The organism is Bartonella sp. AC329YNZD, from assembly GCF_042196685.1.
Classification (GTDB): domain Bacteria; phylum Pseudomonadota; class Alphaproteobacteria; order Rhizobiales; family Rhizobiaceae; genus Bartonella.
On sequence record NZ_JBHIQS010000005.1, the window covers coordinates 55494 to 73617 of the forward strand.

Sequence of the window (18124 nt, forward strand, 5' to 3'; positions counted from 1 at the left end):
GGATATTTTATGAGCAAGATATCAGATAATCACGGACAGTCTTCTTGGAAACTTATGAGAAAGAAAGTGAGTGAGAATACATCTCGTGATCGTTATAAGACTTATGTGCCAGCGTATACTCAATTACCGTTGCCGAATAATATGAAAAGACAAATCTTTTTTTGGCTGGGTACGCTGATTTTTTTCATTCTTTTTATGTTTGTTTTTGGATCGATTTTGCTTCCTTTTGTGGCAGGGATTGTGTTGGCTTATTTTCTCAATCCCATTGTTCAATTACTTGAAAAATTTGGTATTCGTCGTGTGTTTGGGACTGTCCTTATTACCTTATTTATTGTTATTATCTTTGTTGCTGCTTTAGTTATTTTGATTCCTGTTATTAGTTGGCAAATACAGCAGTTTATGAGTGATGGTTTACCTGTTTATATTAATCGTATTCAAACCTTTTTTGTTGAGCATGATTTTGATTGGTTAAGGCGCTATTTTGGAAGTGATCCAAATGAATTACGGAATAATATTAAAGGATTTTTGGGCGAAGGTTCGGATTTTATTACGTCTCTTTTGAATTCACTTTTAAAGTCAGGAAAATCTATCGTTAATATCGTTAGCCTATTTGTTGTGGCACCTGTGGTGGCATTTTATATGTTATTAGATTGGCCACGTATGGTAACAGCAATCGATTCGTTAATACCGCGTGATCATCTTGAAACCGTCCGTAGTATTTTTCATGAAATGGATAGAGCTATTGCAGGCTTTGTTCGTGGACAAGGAACAGTTTGTCTCATATTGGGAGGCTATTATGCTATTGGTTTAACGATTGCAGGACTCAATTTTAGTCTTTTGATTGGTATGTTTATTGGTCTTATTAGCTTTGTTCCTTATATTGGCACAATGAGTGGTTTGCTCCTTTCTGTTGGTATTGCATGGGTCCAGTTTTATCCCAATAATTGGGGGGGAATCATTGTTGTGATGGCACTTTTTTTAATTGGTCAATTTATTGAAGGGTATATTCTTCAACCCAAGCTTGTAGGTTCATCAGTGGGATTACATCCCGTATGGTTGATGTTTTCACTTTTTGCTTTTTCTTCACTCTTTGGTTTTACTGGTATGCTTGTTGCTGTTCCAGCGGCAGCGGCTGTTGGCGTTTTAGTTCGTTTTGCTCTTCATACTTATCTGAGTTCTCAGATGTATTCGCGAAGCGGAAATTCGGAGCCGCTAAAATGAATGGGCGTGAAACGCAATTATCTTTAAATTTTCCTTATGATCCGATTTTTCAATTTGAGGATTTAGTGGTAACGGAAAGTAATCGTATGGCTTTTCAGCTTATTGATCACTGGCCCAATTGGAGCTTACCTATTGCAGTTTTAGTTGGTAAAGAAGGATCTGGAAAAACGCACTTTTCTAATATATGGCTCCAAAAAGCAGATGCTTTCAGGATTCAGTACAATGAACTTGATCAGGCTGTTACTATGGCTTCTTTAGGAAGATCATTTTTAATAGAGGATATTGATACAGGTGAAATCAATGAGACAGAACTTTTTCATTTAATTAACAGTATTAAGCAAACAAATCTTGATGCACGACAAGCTACTTTATTGATGACGGCACGAACACTTCCTTCCGCTTGGAATTTAACGTTAAATGATCTAAAAAGTCGTCTTAATTCGGTGATGTTCGTTGAAATTAATCAGCCTGATGATGCATTGTTAACAGCTGTTGCTTTTAAGCTTTTTTCCGATAGGCAACTTATTGTACATCCAGATACGGTTTATTACCTTGTAAGTCGTTGTGAACGTTCTTTATTTTCATTGAAGCGTGTTATTGATTCTGTTGATCAGTTGGCATTACAAAGAAAAAGAAAAATAACACGTGCTGTTATTGCTGAAGTTTTGAATAGAAGAAATCCGTAAATACTCTTTATCGCGGCTTACCTATTCTGACCTTTTATTATCGTTTCAATATGTGAAAAGACAAGTCATTTAAATTTTTTCTTTTTTGGATATCTATATAAGAGAGAAAAATAGTGTTTTTTACTTTTGTCATGTGATTATTTTAAATAACTTTGAGATTTTATTGTATGATATTGAATTTTTTTCATCTTCGCATTTGAAAATTTTTCTAAAAAGAGCGCTTTATTTTATTTATAATGAAACCTTTGTGCTTTGAAAAAATGTTTGTTGTTTATGAATATGAATTGTCGCAGATTCTAGAGTTTTTAATAAAAGAGTCCTTGGGAAGATAGAAAAAGAGGAGAAAAAAGCTTAATACAGCTGAATTCTTTGGCTTATGTTCTCTTTGGGAAAATTTTTCTATGATATTTAAGTTGTTTTTTTCTAAAACTGTATCTGTGAAATGCGTTTTGATACAGTGAGAGCTTGCTTAAAACAGGATAAAAATTATGAAGTCTTTATAGAGAAATTCATTCTTTTTTAATATAGATTGGATTTTTTACGGAGGTTATTTTCTACTATTTGTCAATAAATTTGTTATTGAGTAGGGGAAAAAATTAAAAAATGTGCTTTTTTGTAAAGAAATGCAACAAAATTTAAAAAAAGTGTGTTTTTCTCTTGCACTTCTGTTGTGAAAATTTTAGGAAATGTGCATCAAGTAAATGTAAATGGCGGAGCGTAGCGCAGCCTGGTAGCGCACCTGATTTGGGATCAGGGGGTCGTAGGTTCGAATCCTATCGCTCCGACCATATTTGATTGAGTGTGTGAAAATGACCAAATTGGGTACGTGTGATGAGAAACTATCATTCAAGCGTTGTTTAATCTGAAGGAAAAAGACATGATCGCACGTATTTATAGTCCTGCTAAGACAGCTATGCAGTCAGGTAAGGGGAATACAAGTTTTTGGGTTCTAGAGTATGAGCCGATGAAAGAAAAAATGCTTGAACCTCTTATGGGATACACGGCAACGTCTGATATGAATAATCAGGTAAGGATCCGATTTAATAGGAAAGAAGAAGCGATTGCTTTTGCACGTAAGAATGCTATCTCTTACCGTGTAGAAAAGAAACATACATCGATTCGACGTGCTATTTCTTATTCTGATAATTTTCGCAGTGATCGGCAGCAACCTTGGACACATTGAATTAAAAATGCTATTTTGAATTGAGAAAATAATCAGTTGGGTCCCGTAGCTCAGCTGGATAGAGCAACGGCCTTCTAAGCCGTGGGTCACAGGTTCGAATCCTGTCGGGATCACCATGTTTAAATAATATCAATAGGCTATAAAGAGAGTTTTCCTCTTATTGTATTAGCTTATTTTTCTGTATAATCCCGAACCTTTTTGATGTTTTTTGGTTGATTTTGTTGCTAAACGTTTTTCTATTGACTGTTTTAGTATAAAATAATGCTGTTTTACCTTTTTTCAGTAAAAATTCTTTTTTAAGAGCTTCTTTTCATCTTTCTGAAAATGAATATTTTATTTCTTAGATTAGATTTAAGCATTGCTGCTAATGCTGGTGAAATTGCAAAAAAAAACATCTATTGTAATTTTTTTATTTTTTATGAATAATATTATTATATTTTTCAGCATGACCTTTAGTAAGATCGACTTTGATTATATACAAGGCATGATGGATGTGATTTAGAACAGTTTATGAAACATTGAAGAATAAAAACGATATCTGTTTATGATGAGAATTTACAGGCGGCACAAGAGGTGGAGAATATCTTCTTGTCTTGGAAGCAGTGGATTCATAACGAATTGCTTTTTTATAGTTTTTTCGTATAAGAAGATGTTATATGTGCCGCCCAGATAAGATATTGTTTTTTTCAATGAGAGGCATTTGCGGACAATTTGATTTAACGTGATTATCACTGTTTCTCAGGTATGGTTATAGATATTCATCAATATTTAGGTTTTCTTAGTCTTATCGGTTTAAGAATATATGCTGTGTATTTATATGAATGGAGATAGATTGTATCTCAGAATTAAGTTTTTAGATTTCATATTTAAATTTTCAAATGTTTTTTCTTATTTCTTTATAGTTTGTACATCATATTAGAGGTATTTTAATATTGGATAACAATCACATTAAAATGTTATGCAGATGAGATCTGAAGATCTAAATTCACACGATTCAAGGTGATCATTATTTCAATAGAAATACAGTGTGAGGAGAATGCCATTTTATGCGCTTGTTTTAAGAGATATCTCTTAAAGCTCACTTCACGCTAGCGCTCGTGAATAGTACAATGATAAATCCATTGAGCTCCATCATCTTTACACTTATGAAGAAATAAGCTGACACTATCATACACTTTGCCTATTTTTTAGCCCCCGATGTTGCGATAAATCTTAGCATTTGAGGTAGTTATCGGCATTTTTGTGCTTTTTTATACAATTTTTACTTAATATTAATTCCTCTTATGACGTGTAAAAGAGACGGTTTTGATTAATTCAATATAAATAGGTTTGAAATGAGAAAACATTACGATATCTAGATTTCTCATTTAACATGGCAAACAATAAAACATGATTATGAATCAATATATTTTTAGAATGAAAAAATTTGCTTTTATCGTATTTTTTTACTCTTTTTAATATTTTATTATAATCTGTAATTGGTAAATTCAAAATACAGCTCTAAGGCTAAGTGTTTTATATCTATCGAAGTGACTGTTGTTATATCTAACTGTTTGGACAACAAGTGTATACCAATAGACATGAAAGAATTAAGAAAAACAGGGGATAGATCAGGAAATAAACAATGTTTTTTTGAACAGAAGTCTATGCTTGTGGAAAGAGTTTTAAAATCAAACTTTTAATCTGTTGCAAAATGAGGCTGTTATTACGTTTTTGATATTTTTTAGATGGCTTCCCCAAAGAGGCGCTATCAGAACGTAAAAAAATATTAGAAACACTCTGTAAAGTATGTCCTTTGTAGAGGCATGTTGCAAAATCTTATTTCCGAATCTTTATTTACGCATCCCGTACCTTGGAAGAATACGATAATTCAATAATTTATTTATACTATAAAATTGAATGGTGGGCGTGACAGGGATTGAACCTGTGACCCCTACGATGTCAACGTAGTGCTCTCCCGCTGAGCTACACGCCCATTCATTGATGTTGCATACACCATATAGAATGCCAAACGTCAATGCCTAATTTTATTTTCTCTTTCAACAGATGCAAATAACTTTAAAAAATACTTTTTAAGCAGCGATAAGGATCTTTTCAACTTCATTGACGAGTTCACGTAAGTGAAATGGCTTAGAGAGAACCTTTGCATCAGGAGGGGCATCACTATTTGAATTGAGTGCTACCGCTGCAAAACCTGTAATGAACATTACTCGTAAATCAGGGTCAATTTCAGTAGCACGTCGTGCAAGTTCGATTCCGTCCATCTCTGGCATCACAATATCAGTCAGGAGAAGGGAAAATGGCTCTTCTTGTAAACGTTCATATGCGCTAATACCATTATCGAAATCGGCGACTTCGTAGCCTGCACGTTCTAAGGCTTTTACGAGAAAGCGACGCATATCGTTATCATCTTCTGCGAGCAGGATTCGTTTCATGATTATGTTCCAATGGCTCCATTTGTCAGAGTTTTGCCGCACCAATTATACAATATAGAGTATTTAGAAAAAAGATGGTAAAATGCTCATAATTGAAATGAATGGCAAAATGGTTAATTCTTACATTCTGATTTACAATACAGCATATTCGTTGTGAGTTGGTTAAATTCGAAATATATGTGATTTTGAAAAAAGAAGGGGGCTCTAAAACTTCTAGGATGATTCATTGCTATCTTTTCTTTTAAATTTGCTGATTATTATCAGAATTCCATTAAAAAAATTATGAAAACCATTATTGTAGGGACTTCCTATATCGAGAAATTAAAAGAATATTATGTTAATTTATTGTTTTTAAAAAGTTCTCCTAAGAAATAGAAATTTTATAGTTATTTGTTTTTATAGAGATTTGTAATAAATATTATAAATGCGCTTTATTTCCAGTTTTTTCCTTAAATAGATGAAAAGTATTATTTTCTAGATATAATATTAAATGAGTATTTTATAACAAATAAAAAATAGTATTTTGATGCTTTATTTGTAAATATGTATCATGTTATATTAAGATATATTTATTATTTATATAAATAGTTTTTTTATTAAGTTATTTTTTATGATGTAAAATAATATTTTTTAATGTAATGATATACTTTGTATATGAGTTTTTTATTAGAATGCGTGGTGAATATTTAGGTCATGGTTTGCCTGTAAAGGCTAGAAAACAAATCATATGAGTGGTTGGAAAGAAAAATCTATTATATTTAAAAGTGTTTGTAGATCCAATGCTCGTAGAAATTTTCTTTTTTGATGGGGCGGAGTGGAAATTAAGGTTTAGTTATTTTACAGATACATTATCGGGAATAAAGGCATCAAATGCAGCCAAAAATTGTTTTTTATAATCTTCGTTAACCATAATTGTATCCAGTTCAGCGCCTGTAATAGTAATACTTTCTGTTAGACGTGTGTGTTGGCATAATTGCCGCACTTCAATGTTGTTTGCAATATTGTTTTGATTGGCAAGAATAAAGAGTGTTGGGATTCGTAAATTTCCATGAAGTACATTTCTCTTCATAGAATCAATCGTATTAAATACTGAAGCCATCCATTGGGATGTTGGGGGCTTAATGGAAGGGAGCGGCACTTTATGTATGTGTCCCAATTGTATATTTTTTTGTTTTGTCTTGTTTAATTTTTTCCTATTTTTCACTGGTATAAAGCCAAGACCTATATCAGAAAGAAATTGTGTTAATTTATGTTGAAAACTATTCGTTTTATTGCCGAATGGAGCAAAAAGGGGAGAAACACAGAGCAATCTATTAAACTGATGATTAATGAGATCTAATCCGCTAAGTGCTATCAATCCACCTATGCCATAGGTGAGCATAGAGTAAGGCGGCGGACAATTAGGATAAACAATATTTTTAAGAAATTTATATAAGTCATTAATATCATTATTTATATCAAAACAATGATGTCGGCTTTGTTTTCTTATCTTGAAGGATGTTTTTTCTTGATCAAAGCAGTCAAATATTGCTGTATGAAAACCGCGTTTAGAAATTTCATTTATTAATAAAAAATATTTTTCTAAAGTATTTGCGTAGCTTTTGAGAATAACAATTGTTCCCTTAGATTTTTCCACCTCAGGATATGTTATAGCAAAACGAATTTCATGATCTATTGCTATTTTAAGAGTATCATGATGGATATTAAGAGAAGTGGAACCCCAGTCTATGGGATAAAGAGGTGTTTCCAATTGAAATCCTTTACAGTGTATTTGTCGCTTAGTGCTTTGACATTTATGTAATGAAGAAAGAGGATTTAAAAAGGGGTATATTGCTTTTTAGATAGTTTTTATCAATTTAGGTCCCAAAGAGTTGAAATAAAGAAAAACGATTACTAGATAATATAGTGTGGTTGCCATGATGGGGCCGCAGGTTCACAAGTAAGTTTGCCATTTGGGAACTTTGTGAATCAATTATAAATTATAGTCGCTCTAGAGGAGGGCAATATTATGCGTCAAGTAGACTTTTCACCATTTTATCGTTCCACAGTAGGTTTTGATCATCTTTTTAATTGGTTTGATTCTAGAACCCAACCAGATGAAGTTTCTTCTTATCCCCCTTATAATATTGAACGTTTAACTGAAGATTCTTATAGAATTTCTATGGCTGTTGCTGGTTTTTCTCAAGATGAAATTGATATTGAAACACATTGTAACCAGCTGATCGTTAAAGGAGACAGAAAGCCTGAAAATGATGCTGAAGAACGAGAGTTTCTTTATCGAGGTATTGCTTCGCGTGCTTTTGAACGGCGTTTTCATTTGGCTGATCATGTTAAGGTTATTGGGGCAGAACTTGGAGATGGGCTTCTTCATATTCAGCTTAAAAGGGAAATGCCAGCTGAATTAAAACCAAAAAAGATAACCGTACAGATGTCACCATCCATTACAAAAAATGATAACAGCGACGTTATCGTGTAAAGAAAATTTAGAAAATATGAGATCGGATAATTATAAATTTTTCTGAAGAATAAAAAACGCGAGGCAAAAGGTCTCGCGTTTCGTATGTGTTTTCCTAAGAACGAAGCGCATTTTAATAAAACAGCTTATCTCAAATTTATGATAAAATACCACTGCACATTATTTTACGTTGAAGAAAAAGTTCATGTGTGTGCAATTAAAATGCGTAATAATCCACTTTTTAAGTAAGCTTATTTTATAGCATTTTAAAAATGGTCGGAGCGGCGGGATTTGAACCCACGACCCCTTGACCCCCAGTCAAGTGCGCTACCAAGCTGCGCTACGCTCCGAGTTCGTGTAAAACGATTAAATGACTGTTTCTTTAAAGGCAAGAGAAAAAATAAACAGAATAAAATCTAAAATGCTCTTGCACTTAGAGCTTTTGAAAGTAAAAATTTTGGACATCAATATTTTGTTGTTAATTCAAGATAAATAACGAATTTGTAAAATTCTTTGTGATCATTAAATTTTTAGCTCTATAGTTAATAGATGTATGCATTTAATTACTTTTGAGATTGTGAGGAGGGGGTAAGATTGGTGACTTTAGGGGTATGAATTGGAGCAAATGAGTGCGGAAGGTATATTTTTTCTTACCTAATCGTTACTTTTCTAAAAAGATAAAGATTTTCAAAAGAAGAGGAGTGAATGTATGGTTTTGAAAAGTTTTCGTTTTTTTAGAGTTTTATAGACGAGGTATTTTCATTTTATGTGGATAAAAAATTGTAAGTTCTGGATTGTATAATCACAAATCTCATTTTACGGGTATGTATTTTTATCCAAATAAACAAGATCAGAATGCTTTAATTTATATTTCGTTTTTTTTCTAAAATATCAGATAAAATATTATAGAGGAAAAACTTTCAAAGTGTCTATTGGACTAAGAAAAGAGTAAAGGATGAGCCGTTTTTCGGTAATAAATTTGACGCAAGCAGCAGTGGATCGTGTTAAAGCGATTATGGATGAAAAAGATGCACAGGGTATTCTTGTTGGTATCAAAAAAGGTGGTTGTGCAGGGATGGAGTATACAATTACTCTTGTCAAAGAAAAGGGGATAGATGCGGATGTTGTTGAAGTGAATGGTGCCCGTGTTTTTGTAGCACATGATGCGGTATTATTTTTATTAGGGACGCAGATGGATTATGAAGTGACAACGCTGCGGTCTGGTTTTGTCTTTAAAAATCCTAATCAAGTTTCAGCATGCGGGTGTGGAGAATCGGTGGAACTTCGTCCTGCTACGCAGGATCAATATAAAACAAATTGAACTAAGCTAAATTATAATTTAGTAATTTTAGAGGCGCTTGTTCTTTTAGGTAGAAGAAATCTACTATTTTTTATCGTTCATTTTTAGCTTGCTTCCAAAGTGCTTCCATTTCATTCAAGGATGCGTCAGTAAGTGTTTTAGATTGAGTGGATAGCTTTTCTTCAATATAGGCGAAACGATTTCGAAATTTTATATTCGTTTTTTTTAATGCTTTTTGTGAATCAATCGCTAAGTGGCGCGCGAGATTAAGGAGTATAAAGTAGAGATCTCCAAACTCTGCTTCTATCTCTGAGTTTTGTTTATTTTTGATGGCTTCTTTGAGCTCTTCCAGTTCTTCTTCTATTTTTTCAAAAACTTTATCACTTTTTTGCCAATCAAAACCTACTTTAGCTGCTGCTTCTTGTAAAGCAAGTGCCTCTTGGTTTGCTGGCTGGATTTGTTTTACTGTTGCGAGTATGCTTGTGGAGGAATTGTTGTTTTTTTCTTCGCACATTCTTTTTTGTTCAGCCTGTTCTCTGATTTTTATATATTCCCACTCCTCTTTTATAATCCCCCGTTCTTTTTGCACAGCATTTCCAAAAACATGAGGATGGCGCCGAATCATTTTTTCCGTAATTGCATAAACAACATCTTCAAAAGTAAAACTGCCTTCTTCCTGTGCAATAGTAGCATGATAGACAACTTGTAAAAGAAGATCACCAAGTTCTTCACAGAGATTCCTTCGGTTTTTTTGTTCAATGGCATTGATGACTTCGTAAACTTCTTCAAGCATATAGGGTATGAGAGATTCAAAAGTTTGTTTTTTATGCCATATACAACCACTATCAGGATTGCGTAATGCAGTGATAATTGCGGTGAGATCTTTGATATCTTTTGAGGCTAACATTTTGCACTTCCTTTGTAAGCAATAGAGCTTATGTTAGATGTCCCAACGTCTATGTAACCACATCCATTGTCCAGGATATTCACGGACCCAAGTTTCAACAATATCATTTAATTTTTGCGTAGAAGCCGCTATATCGATATCATTTTTTTCATCACGTGGAAGTTCTACATGTTCATATAACTCTAAACGATGACGTCCTCCAGGTAGACGAATACAACGTGCTGGATAAATATCACAGTCATATTGTCGAGCAAGTTTTATAATTAAGGGGTTTGTTTTAAGAGGTCTGTTAAAAAATGTTCCCATGATACCGCGGCGAAATTTTTGATCAACGAGCATACCAACATTTTCACCTTCTTCTAATTTGGCTGCTAATGCCCATGCGGCACCGGCCTTGGAGGGAACAAGATGTCCCATAGAAGTTTGTCGTGCTTTAAGGATTCGTTTGGCAACATAGGGATTATTGGGTGGTCTAAATAATACCGTAACATTAAGATCAAAACTTTGTGCACAAATAGGCAGAAGTTCAAAATTGCCAGTATGTGCGGTGAAAAAAATATGTGGTTTTTTTTCATTTTTTAATCGCTCAAATATTTCAATGCCTTTAACCTCAATGAAACCTGGCTTGTCTGCATGAGGATCAAAATCAAAAATTTTATCAAGAAAAATATATTCAGCGAGGAAACGTCCTATATTTTCCCACATTTCTATTGCAATCGCACGGAGTTCTTGCTCTGTTTTTTCTGGATATGCACTCCTAAGGTTTGCAAGTGTGATTTGATGACGATGGATAAGGGGACCAATTTTTTTTGCTAACCAAGCAAAAAAAGAAATTCCCATTTTGGCTGGAAAACACTTTAGAATAAATAAAGAACCAAAGAGTAGATATGCCCATAACAAATAGGATATTTTTTTAGCTATAATTTTAATATGATATATGAGATTTTTAAGAGAAAGCTTCATCATGATTTAATCGATTTTAAGGATAATTTTACCAAAAACATCACGACTTTCCATTCGTTTTAAAGCTGTATCAATTTCATCCAGTCCAACAATTGTATCAATGACAGGATGTACAGCTTTTTGTGCCATTTTTTGCATGGCATTTTTCATATTTTCCATACGGCAGCCAAATGAACCGAATATCTTAAGCTGTTGCTGGAATAATTGCATGAGATTTATTGGTGCTGAAACACCAGAGGTAGAACCGCAAGTCACTAAGCGTGCTCCTTTTTTCATACATAACAGAGAACCGTTCCATGTATCGACACCAACATGTTCAAAAACAACGTCAACACCTTTTTTTTGGGTTAATTTCCGCACCACACCTTCAAAACGATCTTTACGATAATTAATCACATGATCTGCTCCAAGAGCGTGTGCTTTTGCAATTTTTTCATCTGAACCTACGGTGGTGATAACTGTACAGCCCATGTGTTTTGCAAGTTGAATAGCTGCAGAGCCAATACCGGAACCACCTGCTTGTATCAGGATTGTTTCTCCTTCTTGTAGTTTTGCGTTATCGAAAAGCATATGTTCTACAGTACCAAAAGTAATTGGAGCAACAGCTGCTTGCAATTCATTACATTGGGGTGGTGCTGGAACCAATAAACGTGCTGGCAGATTAACAAACTCACACGCAAATCCATCAAGATGAAAACCGTAGACTCCCTTTACATTACTGCAAAGATTATCCCGTCCTTCATGACAAGCTTTGCATACTCCGCAGGTTTGTGCACCATAAATTGAGACAATCTGTCCAAGTTGGAGATGTTCAACGCCATCTCCTATTTGTATAACCTCGCCAGAGGCTTCTGCACCAATGATGAGAGGCATTTTTCTTTTCGCAAAGGCCATGCCACGCCATCCCCATACATCAATATGATTAAGGGCAACGGCTTTTATCCGCACAGTTACTTCACCTAGACTAGGTGAAGATGGCGAGGGAATATTGGTGATTTCAAGTCGACGTTCATTAAAGAGTTGCAGTGCACGCATTATCAGCCCCCTTAAAAGACGTTATTAGGTTAGCGTTACAAAATTTTTATTATATAAAGGATTATCCTTTATAGGCTGTGATAACAAGACTCATATTTTGACCACCAAATCCAAAAGAGTTTGACAAAACCGCATTAACACAGGCTTTACGGCTATGATGAGGAACAACATCTAAAGGGATGGAAGGGTCAGGATTATCGTAATTTATTGTCGGTGGAAGTACCCCTGATTGAATGGTTAAAAGAGAAAAAACGGCTTCTATTGCACCAGCAGCAGTTAATGTATGCCCAATCATTGATTTATTAGAAGAGACTGGAATATGCTCTAACAGATCACTAAAGACAGTTGATAATGCAAGATATTCCATTTTTTCATTTTCAGGTGTTGAAGTTCCGTGGGCATTAATATAGTCAATTTCATTGATGGTTATTTGTGCATCGTCTAAGGCTTTACGAACGGATTCAATTGCTGGTGATGCATCGGGTTTTGAACGTGTACGGTGAAAGTCATCGGCGGTTTCTCCACAGCCAGCTAAAATTCCTAAAACTGTAGCATTACGGTTTAATGCGCTTTGAAGAGATTCAAGAACAAGAGCGCCTGATCCTTCTGCCATAACAAAACCATCTCTATCACGGCTAAAGGGCTTTGCTGCTTTTTCTGGAGGCTCATTTTGAGTTGAAAGAGCAGATAGTAACGAAAAACGAATAAGAGATTCTGCTGAAACTGATCCATCTGTCGCAATTATGAGCGCTCTATTTGTCTCTCTCCGTCTAATAGACTCAACACCTAATTGAATTGCTGTTGCACCAGATGCACAGGCAGTGGAAAGTGTAACAGGAAGTCCTTTTGTGCCAAATGTTTTTTGAAGTTTTTCTGCAATTGCACCAAATTGTGTGGTTTCAAAAAGTGCCTCATGGAGTTTATGCTTACAGACTTTAAGAAGATCTGCATAAGAAGGCTCATTATTGAATTTTTCCTCTTGATCAAGACTAAAACGTGCTTTCCATTCAAGCTCAACAGGAGGAGCAGCTAGAAAAAGTGGTCCATTAAAATTTGTTTTATCAACAGCTGCTTGTTCTAACGCTTCTTCAGCAGCAAGATGTGCAAGCTTTTCAGAAAGAGCTGAAGCACCAAACGTACTTTCTTTGAGGAAATCAATCGTTCCAGCAATATATGTGTTTAATCCCTCAATGGGAAAACGTGTTATTTTGTGGATTCCGCTTACACCGCTTGTTAATTTTTGCCAATTTTCATGTTTTCCTCGTCCTAGTGATGTGACAACGCCTACACCAGTTATTGCTACAAGTGGACGTCCAAAATGATCATGATATTTCACGATAGAAATTCCCCTTCAAACAGCTGTAAGACGCACGATACCTTCAGCTCTTTTTATACCAATAGTTGTAATAAATATTTCACGCACTTCTTTAGGAAAAGGTTTTTCATGAGGACTTAATGCTGGAAAACAGTGTTTTTTTTCAATTGCAAGTGCTGCCAGAGCAAGCGCTAGAGGAAATTGTGCTTCCCGCATATAACCAAATAATGTTGTAATACCGCGATAAGATAGATCAGCATCGTCAAGAGCATATTGTTCTGCTTTTGTTGCTTCGTGAGCACCTGAGGCTGCTGAAATGACTAAGGCAGATTTAGCGCCCACAGTTTTCAACATTGTTGCAATTGACTCTCTCAGTGAAGTTTTGGTTCTATCTGTTTGGTCTGTAACAATTTGACTAATTTCAGCATAAGCACGCGCGTTACGTTTTTTCGCATGCTCTCCACTTTCAAGAACTAGAAAGATACCACCAGAACCGGTTATAATACCGCCGCCGGGGTGAATTTCACGATTCCACACTGGGCTCCATCCATTATGGGTTAAAAGACCACCAAGTTCATGCGCCAACAACATATCATAACTTTGTGCATTATAAGAACTTCCTACAAGAGCATGGGTGCTTTGTCCTGATTTAATACGGGCTACAGCAATTTGAAGTGCAGAAAGCCCACTGCCTTCTTCTCCCATAAATGTACGAGAAGATCCAGTGACTTTATGAACGATTGAAATGTTTCCTGCCAGAAGGTTTGAAAGTTGTGCTAAAAATAATGTTGGACGAAGTTCGGTTGAAAGAGCAACATTTAACATAGAAGCATGATCGGCGATTGTGCGCGCTTTAGAAAGAATTTGTGTATCAACAGTAATATCACGCTCTCCTCCACTTGCCGCTACGATCATATCCATTGTTGAAGTGAGTTGTTCATTATTTTTCATGCCGGCATCATCAAGAGCAAGACCAGCCGCATAGGTACCAAGACGCTGCCATGTTCCCATTTGTCGTTGATCGCTTTTTTTAGGAATCTGTGAACCCCAATCAATTTCGGGCGCTTTATGAACCGTGTAGGGCGAAAAAGTTGTACAATCTAGATTTGGTGTACGGGCTTGATCATTTAAGAGATTCCAATGTTGATCAGTTCCTTCTCCCAGAGAGCTTATGAGGCCGATACCAGTGATGAATACAGATTGATCATGCATGGTGAAAAAAATTACTCCGCCTGTTTTAAGGCAACGAGATCATCAATTTTTGCACAAAGATTTTTAAGAACAAAGTACTCTTCCGTTGCAACTGTGCCTTCATTGACTTCTTGCGTCCATTGTTCTAGTGGAACCTTTATTCCGAAAGCTTTATCAATAGCGAAAACAATATCAAGAAAATCAAGACTATCGATTCCCAAATCGTCAATTGTATGACTTTCAGGCGTAATTGTATTGCGATCAATTTCACTGATTTCTGCAATAATATCAGCAACTTTATCAAACGTGGAAGGCAATGTACGGATTCCTTATTATAGAGTTAGTAAATTCAAAATATATTTAATACTATTCTTCTAGCTTTTTTTCTCTTTAAAAAAAAGAATTAATCCAGAATATAGCTGTCTTTTCTATAGAGAAAAGAGGTTTACAGTATATGAAGTACTATACCTCAATATTTAAAAAACTTTGAAATTTTATTGCACATTTATTTTACGAGACTATTTTTTCTATTTGCCGCAAGGACGGCAAGGGCTGTTATATTAACAACTCCCCGTGAAGTTACCGAAGGTGTTAAGATATGCGCGGGACGTGCTGCCCCGATCAAGATAGGACCAACATGAAGTGCATTTGTAAGGCTTCTAACAGTGTTGAGCGTGATATTGGCTGAATCAAGTGTTGGAAAAATAAGCAGATTGGCTTCACTTTTAAGACGAGAATCAGGAAAAACACGATCACGAAAAACTTTAGAAAGGGCAGCATCACCGTGCATTTCACCATCTGCTTCTAAATCAGGGTGTAATTGGGCAAGAATTTCTGTTGCACGTCGCATTTTACGCGCACTTTCTGTGTTTTTAGAACCAAAGTTTGAGTGTGATAATAAGGCTGCTTTTGGTGTTATTCCAAATGCTTCAACTTCTTTAGCGGCCAATACAGTCATTTCAGCGATTTCTTCTGCAGAAGGATTTTCATTGACGTAAGTATCTGTGAGAAAAAGAGTACGCTGTTGAGAGATAAGTAAACTCATAGCAGAAAAACGGTGAACATTAGGATCAAGTCCGATAATTTGTTCAATCAATTCAAGTTGACGTTCAAAACGTCCCTCTAAGCCACAAATCATTGCATCTGCTTCTTCTCGCATAACGGCGAGGGCAGCAATAGCCGTTGTTGATGTTCTTACTATTGTTTTTGCCATTTCAGGCGTAACGCCACGTCTTCCTGTATAATGAAAAAATAAATTAACATAATCACGAAAACGTGGGTCATCTTCAGGGTTTGTTAATTCAAAATCTATACCAGGACGAATTCTTAAACCAAAGCGTTTTAATCTAGCTTCTACGACATGTGGACGGCCGATAAGGAGCGGTGTTGCTGTTTGTTCTTCAATGACAACTTGTGCTGCTCGAAGGACGCGTTCATCTTCACCATTCGCATAAATGACGCGTTTACGTTTTGCTGTTTTTGCTGCTGCAAAAACAGGTTTCATCGTTAAACCAGAAAGAAAGACAAATCGATTGAGGATATCATAGTAGGCTTCCATATCTTCAATAGGACGAATAGCGACACCTGTTGCCATTGCTGCTTTAGCAACAGCGGGAGCAATACGCAGTATTAAACGTGGATCAAAAGGAGAGGGAATCAAATAGTCTGGACCAAAACTGGGAGGTTCTTTTGAGTATGCACGTGCTACAACATCTGAAGTTTCTTCACGTGCAAGAGCAGCAATCGCATGAACAGCGGCCATTTTCATTTCTTCATTAATTGCCGTAGCACCTACGTCTAATGCACCACGGAAGATATAGGGAAAACAAAGTACATTATTAACTTGATTGGGATAATCAGAGCGTCCTGTGCAGATCATTGCATCTGGTCGTATAGACTGTGCTTCTTCAGGCATAATTTCTGGTACTGGATTAGCCAGCGCTAAAATTAATGGGTTTGGAGCCATTCTTTTAAGATGTTCAGGCTTTAAAACACCACCCGCAGATAAACCTAGAAAAATATCTGCATTATCAATAATATCAGATAGAGTTCGTGCGTCAGTTTTTTGTGCGTAATTAACTTTCCAACGATCCATAAGGGTCTTGCGACCTTCATAAACAACGCCTTCCAAGTCACTAAGCCAAATATTTTCAACTTTTGCCCCAAGACGAACCAAAAGATTAAGGCAAGCGAGGGCAGCAGCACCTGCACCTGAGGTAACTATTTTTGCATTTTCAATTTTTTTTCCTGAAAGATTTAAGGCATTTAATACAGCAGCAGAAACAATAATGGCAGTTCCATGTTGGTCATCATGAAAAACTGGAATATTCATCTTAGCACGCAGCTTTTCTTCGATTTCAAAACATTCAGGGGCCTTAATGTCTTCAAGGTTAATACCACCAAATGTAGGTTCTAAGGTCGATACCGTTTGTACCATTTGTTCTACATTGGATGCATCAATTTCAATATCAAAAACATCAATATTCGCAAATTTTTTGAATAAAACAGCTTTGCCTTCCATAACTGGTTTTGAAGCAAGTGGGCCAATATTTCCTAAACCAAGAACAGCAGTTCCATTTGATATAACGGCAACTAAATTAGAACGGGAGGTATATAGAGCAGCAAGATTAGGATCTTCATGAATTGCAAGACATGGTGCTGCAACACCTGGAGAATAAGCAAGAGCTAAATCACGTTGATTATCAAGAGGTTTTGTTGCTTGTATTTCCAATTTTCCAGGTTTAGGGTATTGGTGATAAAAAAGCGCGGCACTGTCAAGTTCAGCTTTTGGTGACCTTAAATCACTATTTCGTTCTCTAGACATTTTTATGATATCCAAGTTAGTGTGTATTTATATGAGTGTTCTATCTACGATAAGGTTTTGTCCACTAATAGATCCTCATTTCTCTGAATATCAAAATGCGTGAGCATGAGCAAATTCTTCTGGATCATAAAACCAGTTTGGTAATTCTTTTTGTTTGTGCGCATGAATAATTTCATGGTTAGTCGCACGTTTGTTTTTCTTTCCTTAATAAAATGCATAAAAATTGATTAGTTTACAAAAGAATAAAATATTTTCTAACGACTATATTACCAAGTCATTATTTTTTTTGCAATGCTTAGAAAATAAGGAAAGAACAGAAGAAATTTTCTTATTCATTTCATTCGTTTTTTATAAAATATATATTTTATTTAAAGTTTTATACGGAGGTAGAAAGAAATTAAACAACAATTTGACAGTTATAAATTGTTTATTCAGCTATTTTAAAGGAGTTTGGAACATTGAGAATGACAAATATGTTGTTTTAAGCAATGAATATGTCACTAAAACAGCTGTAATTGTGCACTCTATACATAAAGTCCATTCCATTAACGCTTTGCTTTATAATTTATAATGAATCATCTCGTATATTGAATGGGAAAGTTGAGTACA

At 35.4% G+C, this 18124-nt stretch carries 14 protein-coding genes and 4 tRNA genes; 7 read left to right on the forward strand and 11 right to left on the reverse strand.

Annotation, left to right across the window (positions count from 1 at the left end; all coding sequences use genetic code 11):
- Window positions 1–9: 9 nt before the first annotated feature.
- From ACFIMW_RS03995 to ACFIMW_RS04015, 5 genes are all read left to right on the forward strand, one after another.
- Complete coding sequence (locus ACFIMW_RS03995) at window positions 10–1221, forward strand: AI-2E family transporter (protein ID WP_375606626.1); 1212 nt, start codon at window positions 10–12, stop codon at window positions 1219–1221.
- Window positions 1218–1907 (forward strand): DnaA regulatory inactivator HdaA, encoded by a 690-nt coding sequence (gene hdaA / locus ACFIMW_RS04000; protein WP_375608309.1) that lies wholly within the window; start codon window positions 1218–1220, stop codon window positions 1905–1907. Before ACFIMW_RS03995 ends, hdaA begins: the two co-directional genes overlap by 4 nt.
- A 711-nt stretch (window positions 1908–2618) precedes the next feature.
- A tRNA-Pro gene (locus ACFIMW_RS04005) sits at window positions 2619–2695 on the forward strand.
- An 89-nt stretch (window positions 2696–2784) separates the two neighbouring features.
- The gene (locus ACFIMW_RS04010) at window positions 2785–3090 is read left to right on the forward strand and encodes an ETC complex I subunit (RefSeq protein ID WP_375606624.1); all 306 of its coding nucleotides are present in this window, start codon (window positions 2785–2787) and stop codon (window positions 3088–3090) included.
- Between the two features lie 39 nt (window positions 3091–3129).
- Window positions 3130–3206 (forward strand) — tRNA-Arg (locus ACFIMW_RS04015).
- A 1784-nt stretch (window positions 3207–4990) separates the two neighbouring features.
- On the opposite strand, the gene ACFIMW_RS04020 is transcribed toward ACFIMW_RS04015, so the two are convergent.
- The 3 genes from ACFIMW_RS04020 to ACFIMW_RS04030 all read right to left on the reverse strand — a co-directional run bounded on the left by ACFIMW_RS04020 (window position 4991) and on the right by ACFIMW_RS04030 (window position 7275).
- A tRNA-Val gene (locus tag ACFIMW_RS04020) sits at window positions 4991–5065 on the reverse strand.
- Between the two features lie 97 nt (window positions 5066–5162).
- Window positions 5163–5525 (reverse strand): cell cycle two-component system response regulator CpdR, encoded by a 363-nt coding sequence (cpdR, locus tag ACFIMW_RS04025; protein WP_005773448.1) that lies wholly within the window; start codon window positions 5523–5525, stop codon window positions 5163–5165.
- Window positions 5526–6357: 832 nt separating this feature from the next.
- Entirely contained in the window at window positions 6358–7275 is a 918-nt protein-coding gene (locus tag ACFIMW_RS04030) for a serine aminopeptidase domain-containing protein (RefSeq protein ID WP_375608308.1), read from the reverse strand.
- Window positions 7276–7533: 258 nt separating this feature from the next.
- Between ACFIMW_RS04030 and ACFIMW_RS04035 the strand changes: the two genes are divergently transcribed.
- Window positions 7534–8001, forward strand: a complete 468-nt coding sequence (locus ACFIMW_RS04035; RefSeq protein WP_375607095.1) for an Hsp20 family protein — start codon at window positions 7534–7536, stop codon at window positions 7999–8001.
- A gap of 252 nt (window positions 8002–8253) precedes the next feature.
- Here the strand turns inward: ACFIMW_RS04035 and ACFIMW_RS04040 are convergent.
- Window positions 8254–8330 (reverse strand) — tRNA-Pro (locus ACFIMW_RS04040).
- A 605-nt stretch (window positions 8331–8935) separates the two neighbouring features.
- Between ACFIMW_RS04040 and ACFIMW_RS04045 the strand changes: the two genes are divergently transcribed.
- Window positions 8936–9301 carry an iron-sulfur cluster assembly accessory protein gene (locus ACFIMW_RS04045; RefSeq protein WP_375607096.1) on the forward strand — a complete coding sequence of 122 codons (366 nt, stop codon included), beginning with the start codon at window positions 8936–8938 and terminating at the stop codon, window positions 9299–9301.
- A gap of 70 nt (window positions 9302–9371) precedes the next feature.
- Here ACFIMW_RS04045 and mazG read toward each other — a convergent pair whose 3' ends face one another.
- From mazG to ACFIMW_RS04080, 7 genes are all read right to left on the reverse strand, one after another.
- Complete coding sequence (gene mazG, locus ACFIMW_RS04050) at window positions 9372–10187, reverse strand: nucleoside triphosphate pyrophosphohydrolase (RefSeq protein WP_375607097.1); 816 nt, start codon at window positions 10185–10187, stop codon at window positions 9372–9374.
- Window positions 10188–10220: 33 nt separating this feature from the next.
- The gene (locus ACFIMW_RS04055) at window positions 10221–11150 is read right to left on the reverse strand and encodes a lipid A biosynthesis lauroyl acyltransferase (protein ID WP_375608336.1); all 930 of its coding nucleotides are present in this window, start codon (window positions 11148–11150) and stop codon (window positions 10221–10223) included.
- 6 nt (window positions 11151–11156) lie between these two features.
- Window positions 11157–12185: a zinc-binding dehydrogenase gene (locus tag ACFIMW_RS04060; protein WP_375608307.1), complete on the reverse strand. Its 1029-nt coding sequence runs from the start codon at window positions 12183–12185 to the stop codon at window positions 11157–11159.
- 61 nt (window positions 12186–12246) lie between these two features.
- Complete coding sequence (locus tag ACFIMW_RS04065; RefSeq protein ID WP_375607099.1) at window positions 12247–13521, reverse strand: beta-ketoacyl-ACP synthase; 1275 nt, start codon at window positions 13519–13521, stop codon at window positions 12247–12249.
- A gap of 15 nt (window positions 13522–13536) precedes the next feature.
- Entirely contained in the window at window positions 13537–14712 is a 1176-nt protein-coding gene (locus ACFIMW_RS04070; RefSeq protein ID WP_375608306.1) for a beta-ketoacyl-ACP synthase, read from the reverse strand.
- Window positions 14713–14723: 11 nt separating this feature from the next.
- A complete protein-coding gene (locus ACFIMW_RS04075) occupies window positions 14724–15008 on the reverse strand; it encodes an acyl carrier protein (protein WP_005773457.1) in 285 nt (94 codons plus the stop codon).
- Window positions 15009–15196: 188 nt separating this feature from the next.
- Window positions 15197–17515 (reverse strand): NADP-dependent malic enzyme, encoded by a 2319-nt coding sequence (locus tag ACFIMW_RS04080; RefSeq protein WP_375608305.1) that lies wholly within the window; start codon window positions 17513–17515, stop codon window positions 15197–15199.
- Window positions 17516–18124: the final 609 nt, after the last annotated feature.